We start from the raw sequence: 19,662 nt of genomic DNA on the forward strand, positions 1-19,662 counted from the left end.
TGAGCACAGCACACGAGAGGAGGCGGCCGTGACCGTCTGGGACGACCTGGTGGGCCAGGAACGCGTCCACGCGCAACTGGCCGCCGCCGCCCGCGACGCGGACGTCCTGGTCACCGCCGCCGAGACCGGGGCCCCCGCCCCCGCCGCGTCCAAGATGACCCACGCCTGGCTGTTCACCGGCCCGCCCGGCTCCGGCCGCCCCGAGGCCGCCCGCGCCTTCGCCGCCGCCCTCCAGTGCGTCAGCCCCGACCGGGCGCTGAGCGGGGAACCCGGCTGCGGGTTCTGCGAGGGCTGCCACACCACCCTCGTCGGCACCCACGCCGACGTGGAGCTCGTCCGCAGCGACACCCTGTCCATCGGCGTCAAGGACACCCGCGAACTCGTCCGGCGCGCCCAGCTGTCCCCGGCCGTCGGCCGCTGGCAGGTCATCATCGTGGCGGATGCCGACCGGCTCACCGAGGGCGCGGGCAACGTCCTCCTCAAGGCCGTGGAGGAGCCCGCGCCGCGCACCGTCTGGCTGCTGTGCGCGCCCTCGCTGGAGGACGTGCTGCCCACCATCCGCTCCCGCTGCCGGCACCTCACCCTCGGCACCCCCTCCGTGCCCGCCGTCGCCGACCTGCTGGTGCGCCGGGACGGCGTCGAGCCCGAGGCCGCGTACGCCGCCGCGCGCGCCACCCAGGGCCACATCGACCGGGCCCGCCGGCTGGCCACCGATGAACGCGCCCGCGCCCGGCGGGCGACCGTGCTGCGGCTGCCGCTGCGCGTGGACGACGTGGGGGCCTGCCTGAAGGCGGCGCAGGAACTCGTGGACGCGGCCGCCGAGGACGCCAAGCAGGTGGCCGAGGAGATCGACACCCGGGAGACCGAGGAGCTGAAGGCCGCCCTCGGCGCGGGCGCCGGCACCAGCGGCCGGATGCCGCGCGGGACCGCCGGGGTCATGAAGGAACTGGAGACCCGGCAGAAGAGCCGGCGCACCCGCACCCAGCGCGACACCCTCGACCTGGCCCTCACCGATCTCGTCGGCTTCTACCGCGACGTGCTCGCCCTCCAGCTCGGGGCCTCGGTCGCCATCGCCAACGAGGACCTGCGCGGGGACCTCGACCGGATCGCGCGGGCCGGCGGGCCCGAGCGGACCCTGCGGCGCATCGAGGCGATCCTGGCCTGTCGCGAGGCCCTGGACCGCAACGTGGCCCCGCTGCTCGCCGTCGAGGCCATGACCATGGCCCTGCGCGCGGGCTGACGGCCGCCGGGCGCGCGGGGGCGGTGCGGCACCGGGGGGTCGCCCGTCCGGGCGACCCGCGACACCGCCCGGGGCGCCGCCGGGCGGGGGAACCCGGGCCGGACCGCGCCGTCGGCGGCCCGACCAGGGCATAGGGTCGCGGAATGGATCCCCGTCGCCCCGGTCGCACGCCGGTCGCCACCACCGCCCTGCTCGTGGCCGCCGGTCTCCTCCTGGCCGGCTGCACCTCGACCGGTCCCGGCCCCGAGCGCACCGGCACGCCCGGCTCCGTCACCGCGACCCCGGCCCCCGTGCCCGAGGCGCTGCGCTCCTACTACACGCAGAAGCTGTCCTGGCGGGACTGCGGTGTCGAGGGCTTCCAGTGCTCCACCCTCAAGGCCCCCCTGGACTACGCGCACCCGGCCGCCGGGAGCGTGGACATCGCCGTGGCCCGCAAGAAGGCCACCGGACCGGGCAAGCGGATCGGTTCGCTGCTGGTCAACCCGGGCGGCCCCGGCGGCTCCGGGATCGGCTACCTCCAGGCGTACGCGGGCATCGGCTACCCGGCGCCGGTCCGGGCCCGCTACGACATGGTCTCCTTCGACCCGCGCGGGGTCGCCCGCTCCGCGCCCGTGGAGTGCCTGACCGGGCCCCGGATGGACGCCTTCACCCAGGTGGACCAGACCCCCGACGACGACGCCGAGAAGAAGTCCCTGGTCGCGGCGTTCCAGGAGTTCGCCAAGGGCTGCGAGACCCGCTCGAAGCGGGTCCTGCCGCACGTGTCCACCGTCGAGGCCGCCAAGGACATGGACCTGCTGCGGGCCGCCCTCGGAGACGAGCGGCTGCACTACGTGGGCGCCTCGTACGGCACCTTCCTCGGCGCCACCTACGCCGAACTCTTCCCCGCCCGCGTCGGCCGGCTGGTCCTGGACGGGGCCATGGACCCCTCCCGCAGCTCCCTGGAACTCAGCCGCGACCAGGCCGCCGGCTTCGAGACCGCGTTCCAGGCATTCGCCAAGGACTGCTCCGCCCAGACCGACTGCCCCCTCGGCACCGGCGGCCCGAAGGGCGTGGCCACCGAGCTGCGCGCCTTCTTCCGCACCCTCGACGCCCGCCCGATCCCCTCGGGCGACCCCAAGCGGCCGCTCGGCGAATCCCTGGCCACCACCGGGGTCATCGCGGCCATGTACGACGAGACGGCCTGGCCCCAGCTGCGCGAGGCCCTCGCCCAGGCCAAGGACGGCGATGGCGCGGCCCTCCTGGCCCTGGCCGACAGCTACTACGAGCGCGACCCGGACGGCAAGTACGCCAACCTGATGTACGCCAACGCCGCCGTGAACTGCCTCGACCAGCCCCCGGCCTTCGCCGACCCGGCCGCCGTCGAAGCGGCCCTGCCCTCCTTCGAGAAGGCCAGCCCGGTCTTCGGCCCCGGCCTGGCCTGGGCCTCCCTGAACTGCGCGTACTGGCCGGTCAAGGCCACCGGCAAGGCCGGCCCGATCAAGGCGGCCGGCGCCGCCCCCATCGTGGTCGTCGGCACCACCCGCGACCCGGCCACCCCGTACGCCTGGGCCCAGGCCCTGGCCTCCCAACTGGACTCGGGCACCCTCCTCACCTACGAGGGCGACGGCCACACCGCGTACGGACGCGGCAGCGACTGCGTGGACTCGGCGATCAACACCTACCTGCTGGAGGGCAAGGCCCCGCCGAAGGACAAGCGCTGCTGACCCACCCGCGAACCCGGTACGGGCCACCCGAAACCACCCTGTAGACTTACCCCGCTGCCGATGATCGTGGCCCCCGGTCACCCTTGTCAGCGCGGCAAGCCGCCTTAGCTCAGTTGGCCAGAGCAACGCACTCGTAATGCGTAGGTCTCGGGTTCGAATCCCGAAGGCGGCTCAACGAAACCCCAGGACTCACTCGCCGTGACCTGGGGTTTTGTGTTGCCCGGGGTGTTTCCGTCTCTCGGCCCGGGTCAGTGGCCTGTTGCGAGGAAACGAAGGTAGCGGAGCGAGCCGAAGGCGCGACGGTGTTCTGCTTCGGTTGTGGTGACCTGAGTTGCCAGGCGGGTGTGTGCGGCGTCGGCGTCGGCGATTCGGGCCTGCTGTTGGAGCAGCAGCGCGCGTCGGCGTTGAGTGTCCGTGCGGCGCCGCTGCTTCTCCGTGTTGGCCTGCTGTACGTCGGAGGTGATCCTCTTCTGGAGATCCTCACGGTTGCGGCGGGCGGTGCTCTTGGCCTGGGCGAGCTCCGTGTCGTGCTGTTTCTTCTCGGTGGCGAACCGTTGCCGGATCGCGGTGCGTTCCTGTGGGCTCAGGCTGGTGGGCGCGGATTTCCGGGCTCGCTGGTGGAGGTTGGCCCGCCAGCTTTCGAGCGCGGCGGCGCGGACCTCGCCGATGCCCGGAACCTTGACCTGCCCGCCGTTGGGGCGGATGAGGTACGCGTCGCGGTTGCCGTAGCCACTGTTGTGCTGGACGTATCGGATGCCGGTGAAGTCGGCGGCCGTGTGGATGCCGGCGGCGGTCAGGTTCGAGATCGTCACCGCTCCCATGTTGGAGAGCCGCATGGCGTCTTGGATGGGTGTCCTGCGGAGTTTGTCCTGGGTGTGGGCGCTGATCGCGGCGTCCAGCGCGGCGTCCAGTTGTTGACGCTCCCGGATGCCCAAGTTGTTCAGCTTGGTCGTGAGATCGCTGGTCTGCCGATTGAGTTTGAGGGCGATCCGCGCCTCCCCGTCGGTCAGCTCCTTCTGCAGTTTTTTGATCCGCAGGTCGGTTTGCGAGTCCTGGGTGACGGCGGCCGTGTCGAGTTTCTCGATTTCCTGCCGGATCCGCCGAGCCTCTGCGGCGGCATCCGTCCAGGAGCTCGCCTGCTCTTTGAGCGCCGAGACCCGCGCTTTCGACTCTCTGGTGTCGGGGTGGGAGCCGCGCGTGACGTGCAGAGCCCCGGTGCCCAGGATCAGGGCTCCCACTTCGGCGGCGAGTGTCGGTCCGACCTGCAGCGTGCCGAGGCCGGCCATGGTGACCGGTGCGGTCGCGACGGCCAGCGCGAACATGCCGGCGATGAGGTCCGCGGGACGTCGGCGGGTGAACCCTGTACGGGTGGCCGTGTTCGTGTTGCCCGTGGTGGGCGCGCTCCGGGGTTGGGGGATGTGTCCGGCCATCCACGAGGGAACCGCACCCGGCGGGGCCGCGGCGGGCGTGGCCGGATGTGAGCTCGTTCTCGGGGCGGCCCCGACCGTGGTGAGTGCGGGGATCGCGGTGAGGGGGGTGGAGAGGTGGGCGCGGGTCCGGGCGGCCAGGTTCCGGAGGTCGGCGTCGGGGTGGGCGAGGAGCAGGCTCCAAGCCAGCGAGGATTCGGGTTCCTTGAAGTCGTCCTCTTTGAGGATCAGGAACTCGCCATGCTCGTCGTGCAGCTGATTCCAGAGGCCGGGGTCGACGGCGACGGCGATGAGGGCGAGGTGGATGATCCAGGACGAGAACCGGTCCATGGCCGGACCGAAGTCCGTGCTCGTACGGCGCGGGGACTGGTAGTTGCGGTGGCCGTTCTCGGTAGCGCCCTGCCCCTGCAATGCGGGCACGTACATCCCGTCGTAGTCCACCAGACGGAACGTGCCGTCGTCGGCCACCAGAAGGTTTCCGTGTTGCAGGTCGCCGTGGGCGAACCCGAGTCGTTCCAGGTCGGAGACCAGTGCCCCGAACCGCTCGGCCGCCGTGAGGAGGGCGGCCCGGTTCCGGACGTTGCGCTCGATCCATGTGATCAGGCCGGTCCCCTCGACCCACGCCATCTTCAGCGCCGGATACCACTCACCGGCGACGAGCACCCCTTTCGGCAGGTACTCGATGCCGACCGGCCACGGTTGGGACAATTCGGCGGGCCGGAGGGCGGCGAGCTGCTCGCCGATGGCCTGGTAGCGGGTCCCCAGGGTGCTGCTGTCGCGGGTGAAGCACTTGAGGGCATACCGCTGCCCGCCCGGGGCGGTGACGGAGAAAACGCTCGCGAAGTTGCCGGAGATCGCTTTTGGCCCCAGCACGGGACTCTGCTGGACCGTCCCGTGCTTGAGGTCGGGATCCTCGAAGCACACTGTGGGGTTTTGGAGGGCCTCCACGTAGTTCGCGCCGGTCGGGAATTTCCGTCCGGCGGCAGGGCCACCAGTACGGGAGACCGCCATCACCCCTCCGTTCTCACCCGCATGCGAATGAGGGCCACGTCGTCGTTGCGCATCCTGGACTTGTCACGTTCGTCCTGGACCCATTCGGCGAAGGTCTCCTCGCCCAGGTCGGCGAGGTTCCCGAGCTGTTCCCCGGCTCTCCCGGAACCGGATTGGGACGTCGACAGCAGCCAGGCCGCCAAGGCATCGGTTGCCAGCACGAGCTCCTCGCCGGGGTGCAGTTCCCCGGTCAAGGTGCTCGCACGGTCGGTGATGAGGTCGACGTCCCGATTGCGGCTGCCGAGGAGTTGTGGGGTGATGCCGAAGCCTGCGCCGTCGGTTATGGGGAAGGAGGCGAGCAGACGGCCCTCTCGCAGGTGGAAGAGGCAACTGTCGCCGAGCGCGAAGGCTTTCCAGGTCCAATGCGGCGGGCGCGAGGAGTCCGCCGCGGTCCCCGTCTCCACGCGAACGTCCACGGCCATCAGGGTGGCGAAGGCACCTTTGTCGAGGCCAGGTTGTTCGTACCAGGTGATCGGCCTGCCCCGGGCTGCCCGTTCCGCCTGGTACTCCGCCAGGAAACCGTCCCACTGCTCGACGGTGCGGGCCAGGAGGTCCTCCACGAAGGAAGCGCTCCCGTCCGTTTTCCCGTGTCGGTCGTCATCGGTCGCCATGGCGGCGATGGCGCCCCGGGCGAGCCGGTCGGCCCACGCACCGGCCAGCATGCTCTCGGACGCGCCGTCGGACACGGCCGCGAACAGGGCGTGCTCGTTCGGTGCGAGGACGACGTGTGCGGCGTCCTCGCACTCCTCTCGAGAGCTGCCGGCCTTTGGCACCGTGATGCGCTGGAAGTCGATGCGCGGCGGACGGATGTCCATGTCGGTCAGCGAAGTTCCGTGGCGCGGGTACCGATGTCGAGGAATTCGACGATGGAGGTGATGTCGGCGTTGTAGACGAAACCGCGGGTGTCCTCGCTGACCCGGTGGCCCTGGGACGTGGCGTAGGAGCGCATGTGGGTGGGCAGCACGCTCGACATGTGGAAGAGGAGACGGGAGTAAGTGTCCGGGAGTCCCTCCTCGCTGTCGGGGAACGTGACGGGGGTTCCGCCGGCCCCGGACACGTGGAGATTGAACAGGAGCACGGATCCGTCGGCGGTGGCGTGCGAAGCGAGGCCGATGGCCGCGCTCGTCGGGTCACCGTCCGTGGACTCGCCGTCGGTCAGGTTGAGGACGATGGGCGGGAAGCCACCGGGGTGTTCGTCGACCCAGCGAGCCACAAGGGAGTCGGCGTAACCGAGGGCACGGGTCATGGGGGTGCCGCCGTTGGTGACCGGGTCCATCCAGACGGGGAACTGGACGGTTGTCTCGACGAGGCCGCCGGCGCCATCGGGAACCTTCTTCGTTCGGCTTTCCAGCCGGGCGGGATTGTTCGCGATCTCGCCCAACGGGACGAGATCGCGTCCGGCGAGCGTGCCCGTGAAAGCGGAGCCGACCTGATTGTGGCCGTATCCGATCACCGCGACGTGGAAGTAGTCCCGGACACCCTCTTCTTTGGCGCACTTGACCGAGAGCTCGGTGAGCAACCGGTTGATGGCGTCCGAGACGACCTGGGCCCGTTGCTGCACCAGCTCACCGCTGCCGATCGGGTCACTCATCGAGGCCGACTGGTCCACGAGGAAGATGAAACAACCGGGGTTGGTCCGGCTGATTTCGGCGGTATACGGCATCTCGGCGATCAGACTCCTTTGTGTGACGGGGTCGAACCACCGCGGAGCACGAGATGTGTGCGGAAACCTGACCCCCCAGGGAGGCCGATGCTAGCGGACGCGGCAGGCTTGGGAGGAGGGACGGAAGTCGCCCGTTCGGGGGGTGGGGGAGTGCGGAGTCCGGGCAGGGGCACCGAGTGGCGGGTGGTTCGGTCAGGGGTGGAGTCGTCGCAGGTCAGGGGGGTGGGGTGAGGTAGGGTTCTGCGAGACTGTAGGCTGGAAGTCTTGTCGACATGCTATGGTCGACGTTGGTTCGGTCAGAGCAAGCTGTAATAGGAGTATTCGGTGTCTTCGAAGTGCGATGTTTGCGAGAAGGTGCCCTCGTTCGGGCGAGTCGTCTCCCGACTGGGCAAGGGCGCCCAGGTGCGCCGCGTCAAGGGCCGCTCGCCGCGCATGTTCCGCCCGAACGTGCAGGTGATCCACACCTCCGTGAACGGGACCCCGAAGCGCGTCAACGCGTGCACGTCCTGCATCAAGGGTGGCAAGGTGGAGCGTCGCGTCAAGGGCTGAATCTCGACATCGTCGTGGATTCGCGCGCGCAGACCGGACGGACTGTCCGCTCCCATGTCACACCCCAAGTTTTGAGCTCCTGGCTCCTTCGGTGACTCCGCCGTAGGGGCCATTAGCGTTTTCGGCCCCGGTTCGGGTCACGCGTGCGGGCGTACCGCCGCGCGGATCGACGCGGCCACGAGCTCCTGCCGCGCGGACAGGTAGAAGTGTCCGCCGGGGAAGGTCTCGGACGCGCACGGGCCGGTCGTGAACCACTCCCAGGCCAGGGCGTCGTCCAGTGGGACCACCGGGTCCTCCTCGCCGAGCAGCACCGTGACCGGGCAGTCGAGCGGACGCGCCGGGTCCCCCGGTGCCGGTTCGGCCACCGTGTACGAGGTCAGCGCCTCGTAGTCGGCCCGGATCGTCGGCAGCACCATCCGCAGCAGTTCCGGGTCCTGCAACAGCACCCCGCCGGTGCCGCCCAGGCGGCGCAGCTCCGCGAGCACCCCCTCGTCCCCGTACCGGTGCACGGGGTCCCGGCGCAGCCGCGAGGGCGCGCGGCACGCGGACGCGATCAGCGCGGCCGGACCGCCCGCGGGGCCGGAGCCGAGCCGGCGGGCCACCTCGAAGGCCACGACCGCGCCCATGCTGTGCCCGAACAGGACGAGGGGACCGGCCCCGGGCCCCTGCGCCGCCTCCCGTGCCGTGAGCGCGGCCACCACCCCCGCCGCCAGGTCCCCCACCGTCCGCAGCGGCTCCTCCGCCAGCCGGTCCTGCCGTCCCGGGTACTGCACGGCGAGCACCTCGATCTCGGGGGACAGCTCGCGGGCGAGGGGGAGGAAGAAGTTCGCCGAGCCGCCCGCGTGCGGGAAGCACAGCAGCCGGGGAGCCCCGGGGAGGGGGTCGCGGTAGCGGCGGAGCCAGGCGTCCGCCCGCACGTCGAGGGCATTCATCGCGTCCTGCTTTCTCGAGGTTCCCCAGGCCGGTCGGTACCGTACCGGGTCGCGGGCCGGCCCGTCCGGCCGGGGCGGGGCACGTGCGTCACTTCGCGTCCGCGTAGCAGGAGACGGTGGCGGTGGTGAAGGAGAAGACCACCGGGGTGGGGCCGAAGGTGAGGGCGGTGGCCGTGGCCGCGGCCTCCGTGATGGCGCGGGTGACGGCCGGGGCGGCCTCGGCGGGACAGTCGACGATCACCTCGTCGTGCTGGAAGAAGACCAGGTCCGCGTCGAGCGGGAGCAGGGAGCGGCGCAGGGCCGCCAACAGCAGCAGGGCCCAGTCCGCCGCGCTGCCCTGCACCACGTAGTTGCGGGTGAAACGGCCCCGGGCGCGGGCCCGGGAGCCGGCGCCGGCGCCGCGTTCGGGGCCCTCCGGGTCGGCGGGGGTGGGGTCGGGTCCGGTGGGGTCGGGTTCGCCGGTGCCGTGCGAGGCGGGCGGGCAGGTGCGGCCGAGGTGGGTGCGGACCAGCCGGCCCTCCTCGCCGGCGCGGGCGGCCTCGTCCACGTGGTCCACGGCCCGGGGGAAGCGGCGGCGCAGGGCGGCGAGGTTGCGCAGGCCGTCGCCGGAGGTCTGGCCGTAGATCGCGCCGAGCACGGCGAGCTTCGCCTGCTCGCGGTCGCCGGCGAACACGTCGCGGGCGATCTCCGCGTACAGGTCGGTGCCGGTGGAGGCCAGGGCGCCCAGGGCGCGGTCGCCGGAGATCGCGGCCAGGACCCGGGGTTCGAGCTGGTCGGCGTCGGCGACGACGAGCACGCGGCCGGGGTCCGCGATCACGGCCCGGCGGATCACCTTGGGGATCTGGAGGGCGCCGCCGCCGTGGGTGGTCCAGCGTCCGCTGACGGTGCCGCCGGGCACGTACTCGGGGCGGAAGCGGCCGTCGCGGACCCAGTCGGCGAGCCAGCTCCAGCCGTGCGCGGTCCAGATCCGGTACAGGCGCTTGTACTCCAGCAGCGGGGCGACGGCCGGGTGGTCGATCTCCTCCAGTTCCCAGCGGCGGGTGGAGCCGAGGCGGTGGCCGGCGCCGGCGAAGGCGCGGATGACCTCGGCGGGCAGGTCGGGGCGGACCCGGCGGCCGAAGGCGGCGGAGATCTCGGCGGCGAGTTCGGCGAGTCGGCGGGGTTCGCCGGTGCCGCCGTAGCGTTCGCCGAGGAGTTCGGTGAGCAGGGCCCGGTGCACGTCGGCCCGCCAGGGCAGGCCGGCCCGGCGCATCTCCCCGGCGACGAGGAAGCCGGCGGACTCGGCCGCGTGCAGCAGGGCCGTCCGGTCGGGGTGGGTGGTGGCGCGGGCGCGGGCGAGCTGGTCGGCGTGCACGGCGAGCAGGGCGTCCGGGGGGAGCGGGGCCGGGCCGGGTTCGAAGAGGGCGGACTGGTCGCCGCCGCCGGGTTCGGCCGCGCGGGCGGGCGGGTCGGCGGGGACGGGGGCGTCGTGCAGCCGGGCCCAGGCGGCGGCGGCCGAGCGGGGTTCGCCGTACCGGCCGGCGTGGGCGAGGAGGAGGGGTTCCACGGCCTCGATGTCGTGGCAGCGGTCGATCCGGACGCCGGCGGCGAGGAGCCGGGGCAGCACGGCGGGGGTGGAGCGCCAGACCCAGCGGGTGTGGGGGCCGGCGCCGAGGTCGGCGAGGGCGGCGCGGACGGCGGCGGCCGGGTCGGCGGCGGTGACGGAGGGCGCGCCGGGGGTGACGGCGCCGGCCCGCCAGGAGCCGCTCTCCGTCTCGGCGAGCAGGAAGCGGGGGTCCGGGGCGGGGCGGTCGTTGCCGGAGGGTTCGCGCACGGGTGCGAGTGTGACAGCAGGGGCCGACAGGGGGCTCGACGCGCGCGTGACACCCTGGACGCGTGAGTGACGCCGATGCCCCTTCCGCCGCCGAGATCGTCGACCGCGCCTGCGCCGCGGCCCTGTACGCGGACGACGACCTGTCCCTGGACACCGGGGCCTCCGTGCTCGCCGCGGACCCCGCGCGGTGGGAGGACGTGAGCCGCGAGCTGCTCGTGCGGGCCGAGGGGCTCGTGGGGCAGGCGTGGCGACGGGGGTGGCGGCCGGAGGACGTGGCGCGGCTGGTGCGCCGTGACCTCGGCGAGCCGGCCCTGGCCCGGTACGAGGACTTCGTGGCGGCCGAGGCCCGCCGGCACGTCGGTCGCCGGCCGGCGCGCTGGCCCGAGCCCCCGCCGGTGTGGTGGGGCGGGGACGACGCGCGCTGGGCCGGGGAGGCGGCGCGCCGGGAACGCGAGGACCGGTTCGGGTTCGGCGGCGGGGTGCTCGGGCTGCTGCGGCTGCTCGTGCGCCTGCCCTCGATCGAACCGGCCGGTCCCTGGCCGGGGCGGGACGGGGTGGGCGAGGGCCCGGCGGAACTGCCCGAGGGCGGGCACATCGAGCCCCGGATGCTGTCGCGGATCCGGGCCCTGCTGGCCAAGGCCGAGGCCACCCCGTACCCGGAGGAGGCGGAGGCGCTGACGGCGAAGGCGCAGGAGCTGATCGCCCGGCACACCGTGGACGAGGCGCTGCTCGCGGCGAGCGGCCGGGCGCCGGCGCAGCCGCCGATCGCCGTGCGGATCGGGGTCGAGCCGCCCTACGAGGAGGCGAAGGCGCTGCTGCTGCACGCGGTGGCGGAGGCCAACCGGTGCCGGGCGGTGTGGAACGCGGCGTTCGAGTTCACCACGGTGGTCGGCTTCGAGGGGGACGCGGAGGCGGTGGAGCTGCTGTACACCTCGCTGATGGTGCAGGGCACGGCCGCGATGACCCGCGCGGAGGCCGGGCAGCGGGCGGGGGGACGCAAGCGCACGAAGACCTTCCGGCAGTCCTTCCTCCTGGCCTACGCCGACCGGCTCGGGCGCCGACTCGCGGACACCGCCCGGGACACGGCGACGGCGGCGGGCGCCGAGGGCACGGGCGACGCGGGCGCGGGGTGGACCGGGGAGGTGCTGCCGGCGCTCGTGGCGCGGGAGGTGGCCGTGGGGGAGGAGGCCGACCGGATGTTCCCGCGGACCACGACCACCCGGCTGCGGGGGGCCTCCGACCGGGCCGGCTGGGAGGACGGCGTCGAGGCCGCCGACCGCGCCCGCCTGGGCGGCGAACGCCGGGGCCTGCCGGAGGGCCGGGGGCGGTAGCGCGGTGAGCGGGTGGGGCGGCGGGCGGTAGGGCCGTTCGTCGGGTCCGGTCGGGTCGGGTCGGACCGTCCGGAATGTCCTGTGCGCGTTAGGCTCGCCGCATGAGCTGGGCCAAGGCGCTGAAGGACACCGTGCGGTCCGGCATGAAGGTCGAGCGGACGCGCCTGGAACCGCTCGTCGCGCTGCGGGCCACCGCGGGTCTGGCGCTGGTCGTCGGCGTGGGCCTGGCGTGGGCGGGGCCGGGGACGGCGGCGAGCGCCGCGTTCGGCGCGCTCCAGGCGGCCATCGCCACCTACCAGCGCAGTTGGCGGCCCCGGCCCGTGCTCGCGCTGGCCTCCGGGGTGACCCTGGCGGTGTCCACCTTCCTCGGGTACCTGGTCGGCTCCTCGCACACCCTGGCGTTCGTGGCGATGCTCGCCGTGTGGACCTTCGCCGCCGGGCTGATGTGGGCGGCCGGCCCCACCGCCGGGATCATCGCCTCCGGGAACGTGGCCATCATGCTGGTCACCGTGACCCTGCCGACCTCCGTGGCGCAGGCCGCCGGGCACGCGGTGGTGATCGCGCTGGGCGGGGTGGTGCAGGCCCTGCTGATCGTGCTGTTCCCGGTCCGCCGCTGGGGCCCGCAGCGCGACGCCCTCGCCGACGCGCTGGCCGCCGAGGCCGACTACGCGCGCCGGCTGCGCCAGGATCCGCTGGCCTCCTTCGACCCGCAGCCCCTCATGACCGCGCGCGCGGCGGCCCGGGTCACGCCGGGGCAGGCCCGGCGCCGCCCCGCCGAACTGCACGGGGCGCGCGGGCTCGCCGAACGGGTCCGGCCGGTGCTGGCCGCGCTCGCCGATCCGGCGGCGGGGGTGCCGCAGGAGGGGCCGGAACGGGACCGGGTGCGGGAGGCGCTGGGGGCGGCCGGGCAGGTGCTGGACGCGGCGGCGCACGCGATCCGGCACGGGGAGCCCGTGCGGGTGCCGCCGCCGGCCGCCGCCGTGCTGCGCGCCCCGGACTGGGAGGACGTGTGCCAGGGCTCCGCGCTGCGGGCGGTGCGCCGGCTGTCCCGGCTCCTCGACGACGTGGTGGAGACCGCCGAGCCGGGCTCGGGCCGGCCGGCGGCCCCCGGCGAGTTGATGCTGCGGCCCACCCTGCTCGGGCTGGTGCCGCTGGTGGCGCGGGCGGTGCGGGCCGAGCTGCGGCCGGGGTCGACGGTGCTGCGGCACGCGCTCCGGCTCACGGCCGTGGTGGTGGCGGGCTGGCTGGTCGGGCACCTGCTGCCGTTCGGGCACGCGTACTGGGCGCCGATGGCGGCGGCCATGGTGATGCGCCCGGATTTCACGCAGACCTACTCCCGGGCCGTGGCCCGGTTCGCCGGGACGCTGGTCGGGGTGGCCCTGGCCACCGGGGTGGTGCAGACGGTGCACCCGGGGACCTGGCTGTCGGGGCTGCTGGCGGTGGTGTGCGCGGGGCTGATGTACACGCTGCTGCGCACCGGGTACGCCGTGACCCAGGTGTTCGTCTCGGCGTACGTGGTCTTCCTGCTGGGCATGGGCGGCCTGCGCTGGGACCAGACGGTGCCCGACCGGGTCGCGCTCACCCTGGTCGGCGGGGTGCTCGCGATGATCGGATACGCCCTGTACCCGGCCTGGGAGACGCCCCGGTTGCGGACCCGGCTGGCGGACTGGCTGGCCGCCGACGGGCGGTACGCGGCGGCCGTGCTCGATCGGTACGCGCAACCGGGCGGTGGGACGCGGGAGCCGGTGCGGGCGGCCCTGTTGGAGGCACGGGACGCGCGGGTGGCGTGGCGGGCCGCGAAGGCCACGGCGGAGGGGGAGCCGGTGCGGCACCGGGGCCTGTCGCGGGCCGCGGCCGACGAGGCGGGGTCGGCCCTGGCCGCGTTCGGTCGGGCCGCGATGTTGTTGGAGGGGCGGGTGCCGCCCGAGCGGGAGGCCCCGGGGTCGGCGGGCGCGGCGGTGATGGCGGCGGCGGTGCTCGCGGCGACCGAGGAGGGGGCGCGGGAGTTGCGTGCCGGGGTCGTGCCGCGCTGGGAGGGGGTGCGGGCCGCGCTGGCCGACGAGGCGTGGACGGCGGAGGACTCGCCGTTGCTGCGGGAGGCGGCGGAGCGGCTCGCGGACCGCTTGGACGAGGTGTCCGAGGCGCTCGGGCACTGAGCCCGCCGGTCGCGCGGGGTGTCGAGGGGCGGTGTTTCACGTGAAACACCGCCCCTTTCGCATGCCCGCGGCCCTCCGGCCGGGGTGGCCCGCCGGCGGCCCGGAGGCGACCCGGCGGAGGTTGATGGAAATGGGAGTCGTTTTCATTTATGCTCGCACCATGGCTCGCGACGACCTCCGACCCGTGGTGCGGATCCGTTCCACCGCCGGGACCGGCTTCACCTACGTCACCCGCAAGAACCGGCGCAACGACCCCGAGCGGCTCGTGCTGCGCAAGTACGACCCCGTGGTCCGCCGGCACGTCGACTTCCGAGAGGAGCGCTGATCCCCGTGCGCCCCGAGATCCATCCCGCCTACGGCCCCGTCGTCTTCCGCGACAAGGCGGCCGGATTCGCCTTCCTGACCCGCTCCACCCTCGCCGACCGCACCGCCGCGCGGACCGTGACCTGGGAGGACGGGGTCGAGTACCCCGTCGTGGACGTCGAGATCTCCTCGGCGAGCCACCCCTTCTACACCGGCACCGCCCGCGTGGTGGACACCGCCGGCCGCGTCGAGCGCTTCCGGCGCCGGTACGGGTCGGGAACGGACGGCGCGTCGTGAGGCTGCCCGTCGTCATCGTCGGCGGGATGCACGAGGCGGCCCGCCGCGAGGTCGTGGACCGGCTGCTGCTCGCCGTCCCCCACAGCGTCGCCCTCCACCACGACCTCGCCGGCGCCGCCGCGACCGGCCGGGTCACCCGGGTGGAGCGCGACGCGGTCGGGGAGCTCGCGCGCGGCACCGCCCCGCTCGTCGACGACTGCGCCTGCTGCGCCCTGCGCGCCGACCTCGTGCCCGAACTGCGGCGGATCGCGGCCGGCGGCGGGCGCGCGCTCGCGATCGTCGAACTCTGGGACTCCGTCGAACCCCGGTCCGCGGCCGAGGTGATCGCGGCGCACGCCGGGGCCGGGCCGGACCGGCTCGTCCTCGTGAACGTGGTCACCGCCGTGGATCCCGCGCTCGTGCTGCCCTGCCTCGGCAACGGCGACGACCTCGCCGAACGGGGCCTGGCCGCCGCCGCCCGGGACCGCCGCACCGTCGCCGACACCTTCGCCCGGCAACTGGAGTACGCGCCCGTGCTCGCGCTCGTGGACAGCCCGGAGGCCGACGCCGAGGACGCGGCGCTGCTCGCGCAGCTCCACCCGACCGCCCTGGCCCTGCCGGCGGACTCGGCCGCGCTGGTGCGCGAGGTGCTCGGCGGACGGTTCGACGTGGTCGCCGCCGCCGAACGGCAGCACCCGGCCGGGGCCCTGCTGCCCCAGGAGGCCGACGAGGCCGGGGTGTCCACCCTGGTCTGGCACCGCGACCGCCCCTTCCACCCGGGCCGGCTGTTCGCCGCCCTGGAGGGCCTGACCTGCGCCGCCGCCCGCAGCCGGGGCCGGTTCTGGCTCGCCGACCGGCCCGACACGCTGTTGCACTGGGACGCCGCCGGCGGCGCCCTGTGCGTGGAGGGCCTCGGGCCGTGGATGGCGGCGCTGCCGGCCGCCGCCTGGGACCTCGCGCCGCCCGCCCGACGCGCCGCCGCCGCCGTCGACTGGCACCCCGAGCACGGGGACCGCTGCCAACACCTCGTCTTCACCTCCCCGGCCCTGGACCGGGCGGCCCTGACCGCGCTGCTCGACTCCTGCCTCCTGTCGGACGCCGAGTACGCCGCCGGGCCCGCCGGGTGGACGGACCTGCCGCGCGCCTTCGACACCCTCCTCGACCCCGTCGGCTGAGCCGGCGACACGCCCCGTTCACACCCGACGACGAGATCCGGTCGTCCTGGACGCTCCGCCGATCGGGGCAGGATCGGGGCCCGTTCGGCCACCCGGGCCCGGGCCGGGCGGCGGGGTGAGCCGGCACGGGGGGTCGGTGACGAGCGGGAACGCCCCGGTCGGCCCGCCCGGGGCCGGGTGCGTGACGGACTCGTGACCCCTCGTGCACGTGCATCCGCCCATGCAGGCGACCGTGAACGCGGCTATGATCCGGTGCAGTTGACATCTGCGCTATCGGGGGCTTCCTGTGGATCACGCCTACAACGGGATGGCAGCCGCAGAACTCGACGGGGTCGCCTGGCAGAAGAGCAGGCACAGCAACTCCCAGGGTTCCTGCGTGGAGTTCGCCAAACTGCCCGGCGGCAACGTCGCCGTGCGCAATTCCCGACACCCGGACGGGCCGGCCCTGGTCTACACCCCGGCCGAGATCGCCGCGATGCTCCTGGGCGTCAAGGACGGGGAGTTCGACCACCTCGTCGCCTGAGCCCGCCGGCCGGCCGGACCACCGCGCACCGCGCCCCGCCCGCCGGGGCGCGGTCGTGTGCCGTACCTCACACGGAGCTTCCCGGCCATGCACGTGCGCCGGCCGGGATCGATCGGCCCCCGTGGCGGATCGATCCCGGCCGGTGGTGTGTGACGCGGCCCCGGCGGGCGGTCGGCGGTCAGTCCTCGGTGAGGAGGAACAGCGCCCAGACCACCTTGCCGCGCATGCTGCCGGCCAGTCGGTGCCAGCCCCAGGTCTCGCTGTACGCGTCCACCAGGAACAGCCCCCGGCCGGACTCGGCGGCGCAGTTCTCGTCGAACGCGTCGGGGGAGAAGCCCCCTTCGGGGGACTGCTCGCTCGGATCGCGCACGGCGCACACCAGGCGGCCGTTCCACTGGATCAGGTGCAGCCTGACCTGCGGTTCCGTTCCCTCGCTCAGGCCCGGGGCCCGGTCCGAGCCGGGCTCGGACCCCTCGGGCAGGGCATGGCGCAAGGCATTGGTGACGAGTTCGGAGACCACCAGGGAGACGTCGTCGAAGCGTTCCGACAGGCCCCACCGGCCCAGGGTCGAGCGCGTGAAGGCGCGCGCCCCGCGGACCGCGTCGAAGCGGGCGGGCAGGGCGCAGGAGGCGGAGCCGGAGACGGCGGCGGGGTCGACCGGGGGCAGGCCCTGCCGTAACGGCTCAAGCACAGTCGATCCATTCGTCCCCATGCGAGGCACTCCCGGAAATCGCGGACGAGGCGGCGGAACTGCGGGATGGTCCGGCGCCCGCGCGATGAGCACGCAGGTGCGCGGCACCATGGTTCCGAATGGGCGGGCCGGATGCAAGGGCAGATGCACGTGCACGCGCCGGAGAAGTCCGGACCCTTCCGGTTCTCGATGATTTCTTCCCCCGGGTCCTGACGGACTTCCTCCGCCGGCCGTCCGAATCCGTCACCGAACGAGTACGGCCCGATGCGTTTTGCCGGCAGACTTCGGGGCTTGGGGACGACGGGGACCCCGATCCGGGGGGTCCCGAACGCCGCCGAGGGCGTGACCGGGGCGCACACAAGTCGGCGACACGAGCCGGCGTGACCAAGGAGGGCAACAGTGACCGCAGAAGCCGGCGGTTCCGTGGTGCGCCGCATCCTCTTGGGCTCGCAGCTCAGGCGACTGCGCGAATCCCGGGGCATCACCCGGGAGGCGGCCGGTTACTCGATCCGTGCCTCCGAGTCGAAGATCAGTCGCTTGGAGTTGGGCAGGGTGAGCTTCAAGGCCAGGGACGTGGAGGACCTCCTCACGCTCTACGGGGTCACGGACGGGGCGGAGCGCGAGGCGCTGCTCGGCCTGGTGCGCGAGGCCAACGCGGCCGGCTGGTGGCACAGTTACGGCGACGTGCTGCCCGGTTGGTTCCAGACCTACGTGGGACTGGAGGGCGCCGCCTCGCTGATCCGCGTGTACGAGGTGCAGTTCGTGCACGGCCTGCTCCAGACCGAGGCGTACGCGCACGCGGTGGTCTCGCGCGGCATGCCCGGCGCGGGCCCCGCCGAGGTGGACCGCCGGGTGGCGCTGCGGCTGGAGCGCCAGAAGGTGCTCGTCTCCGAGAACGCCCCGGTGCTGCACGCCGTGCTCGACGAGGCCGCCTTGCGCCGCCCGTACGGGGACCGCGAGGTGATGCGCGGGCAGCTGGAGCACCTGATCGAGATCTCGCAGCGGCCCAATGTGCGCCTTCAGGTGATGCCGTTCAGCTTCGGCGGGCACGCGGGCGAGAGCGGGGCCTTCACGATGCTCCGGTTCCCGGAGTCCGACCTCCAGGACCTGGTCTATCTGGAGCAGCTGACCAGTGCCCTGTACCTCGACAAGGACGAGGAAGTGGCCCAGTACGACCGGGCCATGACCAGGCTTCAGGAGGACTGCCCAACTCCCGATTCCACGCGCGATGTTCTGCGCGGTCTCCTCCAACTGTCCTGAATCACGCTTAGTATGACGAGCGTTCCATCCGATCGACGATCGGGGGCGGTCGATATCCGGTGCGGCGTGAACGGGCGCGCCCCGTCGCGAGTAGGGGATGGCATGTCGATGTTCAGCGACCTGGCTCACCAGTACATCGACGGCGCGTGGCCGGCGGGCGCGGGGTCCTGGGACATCATCGACGTGAACCCCTACAACGGGGAGAAGCTCGCCGCGATCACCGTCGCCACCGTCGACCAGGTCGACCAGGCGTACCGGGCCGCCGAACGCGCCCAGCGCGACTGGGCCGCCGCCGGTCCGCACGCCCGGCGTGCCGTGCTGGAACGCGTGCTGGCCGCCGCCGAGCGGCGCGGGGACGAGATCGTCGAGGCGATGATCGAGGAACTCGGCGCGACCCGCCCCAAGGCCGCCTACGAGCTGTACCTGGCCAAGGAGTTCCTCCGCGAGGCCATCGCCCTGACCGTCCGCCCCGAGGCCGAGCTGTTGCCCTCGCTGGTGCCCGGCAAGGAGAACCGGGTGCACCGGCTGCCGGTCGGCGTGGTCTGCGTGATCAGCCCGTTCAACTTCCCGTTCCTGATCACCCTGAAGTCCGTGGCCCCCGCCCTGGCCCTGGGCAACGCCGTGGTCGTCAAGCCGAACCAGAACGCGCCGGTGGTCGGCGGGGGGCTGATCGCGGCCCTGTTCGAGGAGGCCGGGCTGCCGGCCGGGCTGCTGAACGTGCTGGTCACCGACATCGCCGAAATAGGCGACGCGCTGATCACCCACCCCGTGCCCAAGGTGATCTCCTTCGCCGGCTCCGACCGCGTCGGCAGACACGTCGGCGCCGTCGCCGCCCGTCACTTCAAGCGCAGCGTGCTGGAGCTCAGCGGCAACAGCGCGCTGGTGGTCCTCGACGACGCCGACCTGGAGCAGGCCGCCGAGGCCGCCGTGTTCAGCCGGTTCGTCTACCAGGGCCAGGTCTGCATGGCCGCCAACCGGATCCTGGTGGACGCCTCCGTGGCCGAGGAGTTCACCGCCCTCTTCCTCGCCAAGGTCCGCGCCCTGCGCGCCGGCGACCCGCACGAGGCCGAGACCACCATCGGCCCGCTCATCAACTCCTTCCAGGCCGACGCGCTGACCGCCCTCGTGGACCGGGCCCTGGCCGACGGGGCCCGCGCCCTGCTGCGGGGCACCACCCGGGGCAACCTGGTCGAGCCCACCGTCTTGACCGACCTGCCGGCCGACTCCCCGCTGCTGGGCCAGGAGATCTTCGGGCCGGTGGCCCTCCTGGTGGTCGTCGCCGACGAGGAGGAGGCCGTGCGCGTCGCCAACGCCACCCCGTACGGGCTGAGCGGGGCCGTGCACACCCGGGACGTGGAGCGCGGCATCCGCTTCGCGCACCGGATCGAGACCGGGATGATGCACGTCAACGACTCCACCATCGCCGACGAGCCGCTGACGGCCTTCGGCGGGGAGAAGGCCAGCGGGCTGGGCCGGCTCGGCGGGCAGTCCACCGTGGACGCCTTCACCACCCTGAAGTGGATCTCGGTGCGGCACGGGGCCCGCGACGGCTTCCCGCTCTGACCCGGAC

At 73.6% G+C, this 19,662-nt stretch carries 17 protein-coding genes and 1 tRNA gene; 12 read left to right on the plus strand and 6 right to left on the minus strand.

Annotated features, from left to right (window positions below; genetic code table 11):
- Positions 1 to 28 precede the first annotated feature (28 nt).
- The 3 genes from ACN20G_RS13685 to ACN20G_RS13695 all read left to right on the plus strand — a co-directional run bounded on the left by ACN20G_RS13685 (position 29) and on the right by ACN20G_RS13695 (position 3,115).
- Positions 29 to 1,240: a DNA polymerase III subunit delta' gene (locus tag ACN20G_RS13685; protein ID WP_424213050.1), complete on the plus strand. Its 1,212-nt coding sequence runs from the start codon at positions 29 to 31 to the stop codon at positions 1,238 to 1,240.
- A gap of 143 nt (positions 1,241 to 1,383) precedes the next feature.
- Positions 1,384 to 2,943, plus strand: a complete 1,560-nt coding sequence (locus ACN20G_RS13690; RefSeq protein ID WP_424213051.1) for an alpha/beta hydrolase — start codon at positions 1,384 to 1,386, stop codon at positions 2,941 to 2,943.
- Between the two features lie 98 nt (positions 2,944 to 3,041).
- Positions 3,042 to 3,115, plus strand: a tRNA-Thr gene (locus ACN20G_RS13695).
- 76 nt (positions 3,116 to 3,191) lie between these two features.
- Here the strand turns inward: ACN20G_RS13695 and ACN20G_RS13700 are convergent.
- The 3 genes from ACN20G_RS13700 to ACN20G_RS13710 are packed head-to-tail and all read right to left on the minus strand — an operon-like array spanning position 3,192 to position 7,083.
- The gene (locus ACN20G_RS13700) at positions 3,192 to 5,381 is read right to left on the minus strand and encodes a hypothetical protein (RefSeq protein ID WP_424213052.1); all 2,190 of its coding nucleotides are present in this window, start codon (positions 5,379 to 5,381) and stop codon (positions 3,192 to 3,194) included.
- Entirely contained in the window at positions 5,381 to 6,235 is an 855-nt protein-coding gene (locus ACN20G_RS13705; protein ID WP_424213053.1) for a hypothetical protein, read from the minus strand. The genes ACN20G_RS13700 and ACN20G_RS13705 overlap by 1 nt, the downstream gene beginning before the upstream one ends.
- Before the next feature lie 5 nt (positions 6,236 to 6,240).
- Positions 6,241 to 7,083, minus strand: a complete 843-nt coding sequence (locus ACN20G_RS13710; protein WP_424213054.1) for a vWA domain-containing protein — start codon at positions 7,081 to 7,083, stop codon at positions 6,241 to 6,243.
- A gap of 324 nt (positions 7,084 to 7,407) precedes the next feature.
- Between ACN20G_RS13710 and ACN20G_RS13715 the strand changes: the two genes are divergently transcribed.
- On the plus strand, positions 7,408 to 7,632 hold the full coding sequence (locus tag ACN20G_RS13715; RefSeq protein WP_424213055.1) for a large ribosomal subunit protein bL28: 225 nt from the start codon (positions 7,408 to 7,410) through the stop codon (positions 7,630 to 7,632).
- A gap of 137 nt (positions 7,633 to 7,769) precedes the next feature.
- Here ACN20G_RS13715 and ACN20G_RS13720 read toward each other — a convergent pair whose 3' ends face one another.
- Together ACN20G_RS13720 and ACN20G_RS13725 are read right to left on the minus strand one after the other, a co-directional pair.
- Positions 7,770 to 8,564, minus strand: coding sequence for a thioesterase II family protein (locus ACN20G_RS13720; RefSeq protein ID WP_424213056.1), 795 nt, complete (start codon positions 8,562 to 8,564; stop codon positions 7,770 to 7,772).
- Positions 8,565 to 8,652: 88 nt separating this feature from the next.
- Positions 8,653 to 10,377 (minus strand): bifunctional 3'-5' exonuclease/DNA polymerase, encoded by a 1,725-nt coding sequence (locus ACN20G_RS13725; RefSeq protein ID WP_424213057.1) that lies wholly within the window; start codon positions 10,375 to 10,377, stop codon positions 8,653 to 8,655.
- Between the two features lie 62 nt (positions 10,378 to 10,439).
- Between ACN20G_RS13725 and ACN20G_RS13730 the strand changes: the two genes are divergently transcribed.
- From ACN20G_RS13730 to ACN20G_RS13755, 6 genes are all read left to right on the plus strand, one after another.
- Complete coding sequence (locus ACN20G_RS13730) at positions 10,440 to 11,708, plus strand: DUF2786 domain-containing protein (RefSeq protein ID WP_424213058.1); 1,269 nt, start codon at positions 10,440 to 10,442, stop codon at positions 11,706 to 11,708.
- Between the two features lie 101 nt (positions 11,709 to 11,809).
- Positions 11,810 to 13,864 carry an FUSC family protein gene (locus ACN20G_RS13735; protein ID WP_424213059.1) on the plus strand — a complete coding sequence of 685 codons (2,055 nt, stop codon included), beginning with the start codon at positions 11,810 to 11,812 and terminating at the stop codon, positions 13,862 to 13,864.
- A 160-nt stretch (positions 13,865 to 14,024) separates the two neighbouring features.
- On the plus strand, positions 14,025 to 14,189 hold the full coding sequence (rpmG, locus tag ACN20G_RS13740) for a 50S ribosomal protein L33 (protein WP_424213060.1): 165 nt from the start codon (positions 14,025 to 14,027) through the stop codon (positions 14,187 to 14,189).
- A 5-nt stretch (positions 14,190 to 14,194) separates the two neighbouring features.
- Positions 14,195 to 14,464 carry a type B 50S ribosomal protein L31 gene (locus ACN20G_RS13745; protein WP_424213061.1) on the plus strand — a complete coding sequence of 90 codons (270 nt, stop codon included), beginning with the start codon at positions 14,195 to 14,197 and terminating at the stop codon, positions 14,462 to 14,464.
- Positions 14,465 to 14,490: 26 nt separating this feature from the next.
- Positions 14,491 to 15,618 (plus strand): GTP-binding protein, encoded by a 1,128-nt coding sequence (locus ACN20G_RS13750; protein WP_424215498.1) that lies wholly within the window; start codon positions 14,491 to 14,493, stop codon positions 15,616 to 15,618.
- A gap of 286 nt (positions 15,619 to 15,904) precedes the next feature.
- Positions 15,905 to 16,141, plus strand: coding sequence for a DUF397 domain-containing protein (locus ACN20G_RS13755; RefSeq protein ID WP_424213062.1), 237 nt, complete (start codon positions 15,905 to 15,907; stop codon positions 16,139 to 16,141).
- Between the two features lie 178 nt (positions 16,142 to 16,319).
- Here ACN20G_RS13755 and ACN20G_RS13760 read toward each other — a convergent pair whose 3' ends face one another.
- Complete coding sequence (locus tag ACN20G_RS13760; RefSeq protein WP_424213063.1) at positions 16,320 to 16,853, minus strand: ATP-binding protein; 534 nt, start codon at positions 16,851 to 16,853, stop codon at positions 16,320 to 16,322.
- Positions 16,854 to 17,231: 378 nt separating this feature from the next.
- Here ACN20G_RS13760 and ACN20G_RS13765 point away from each other — a divergent pair, with 378 nt between their 5' ends.
- Together ACN20G_RS13765 and ACN20G_RS13770 are read left to right on the plus strand one after the other, a co-directional pair.
- Complete coding sequence (locus ACN20G_RS13765) at positions 17,232 to 18,092, plus strand: helix-turn-helix domain-containing protein (RefSeq protein ID WP_424213064.1); 861 nt, start codon at positions 17,232 to 17,234, stop codon at positions 18,090 to 18,092.
- Between the two features lie 102 nt (positions 18,093 to 18,194).
- Positions 18,195 to 19,655 carry an aldehyde dehydrogenase family protein gene (locus ACN20G_RS13770; protein WP_424213065.1) on the plus strand — a complete coding sequence of 487 codons (1,461 nt, stop codon included), beginning with the start codon at positions 18,195 to 18,197 and terminating at the stop codon, positions 19,653 to 19,655.
- Positions 19,656 to 19,662: the final 7 nt, after the last annotated feature.

This window comes from Streptomyces dryopteridis (assembly GCF_049606955.1).
In the GTDB taxonomy this organism is placed as follows: domain Bacteria; phylum Actinomycetota; class Actinomycetes; order Streptomycetales; family Streptomycetaceae; genus Streptomyces.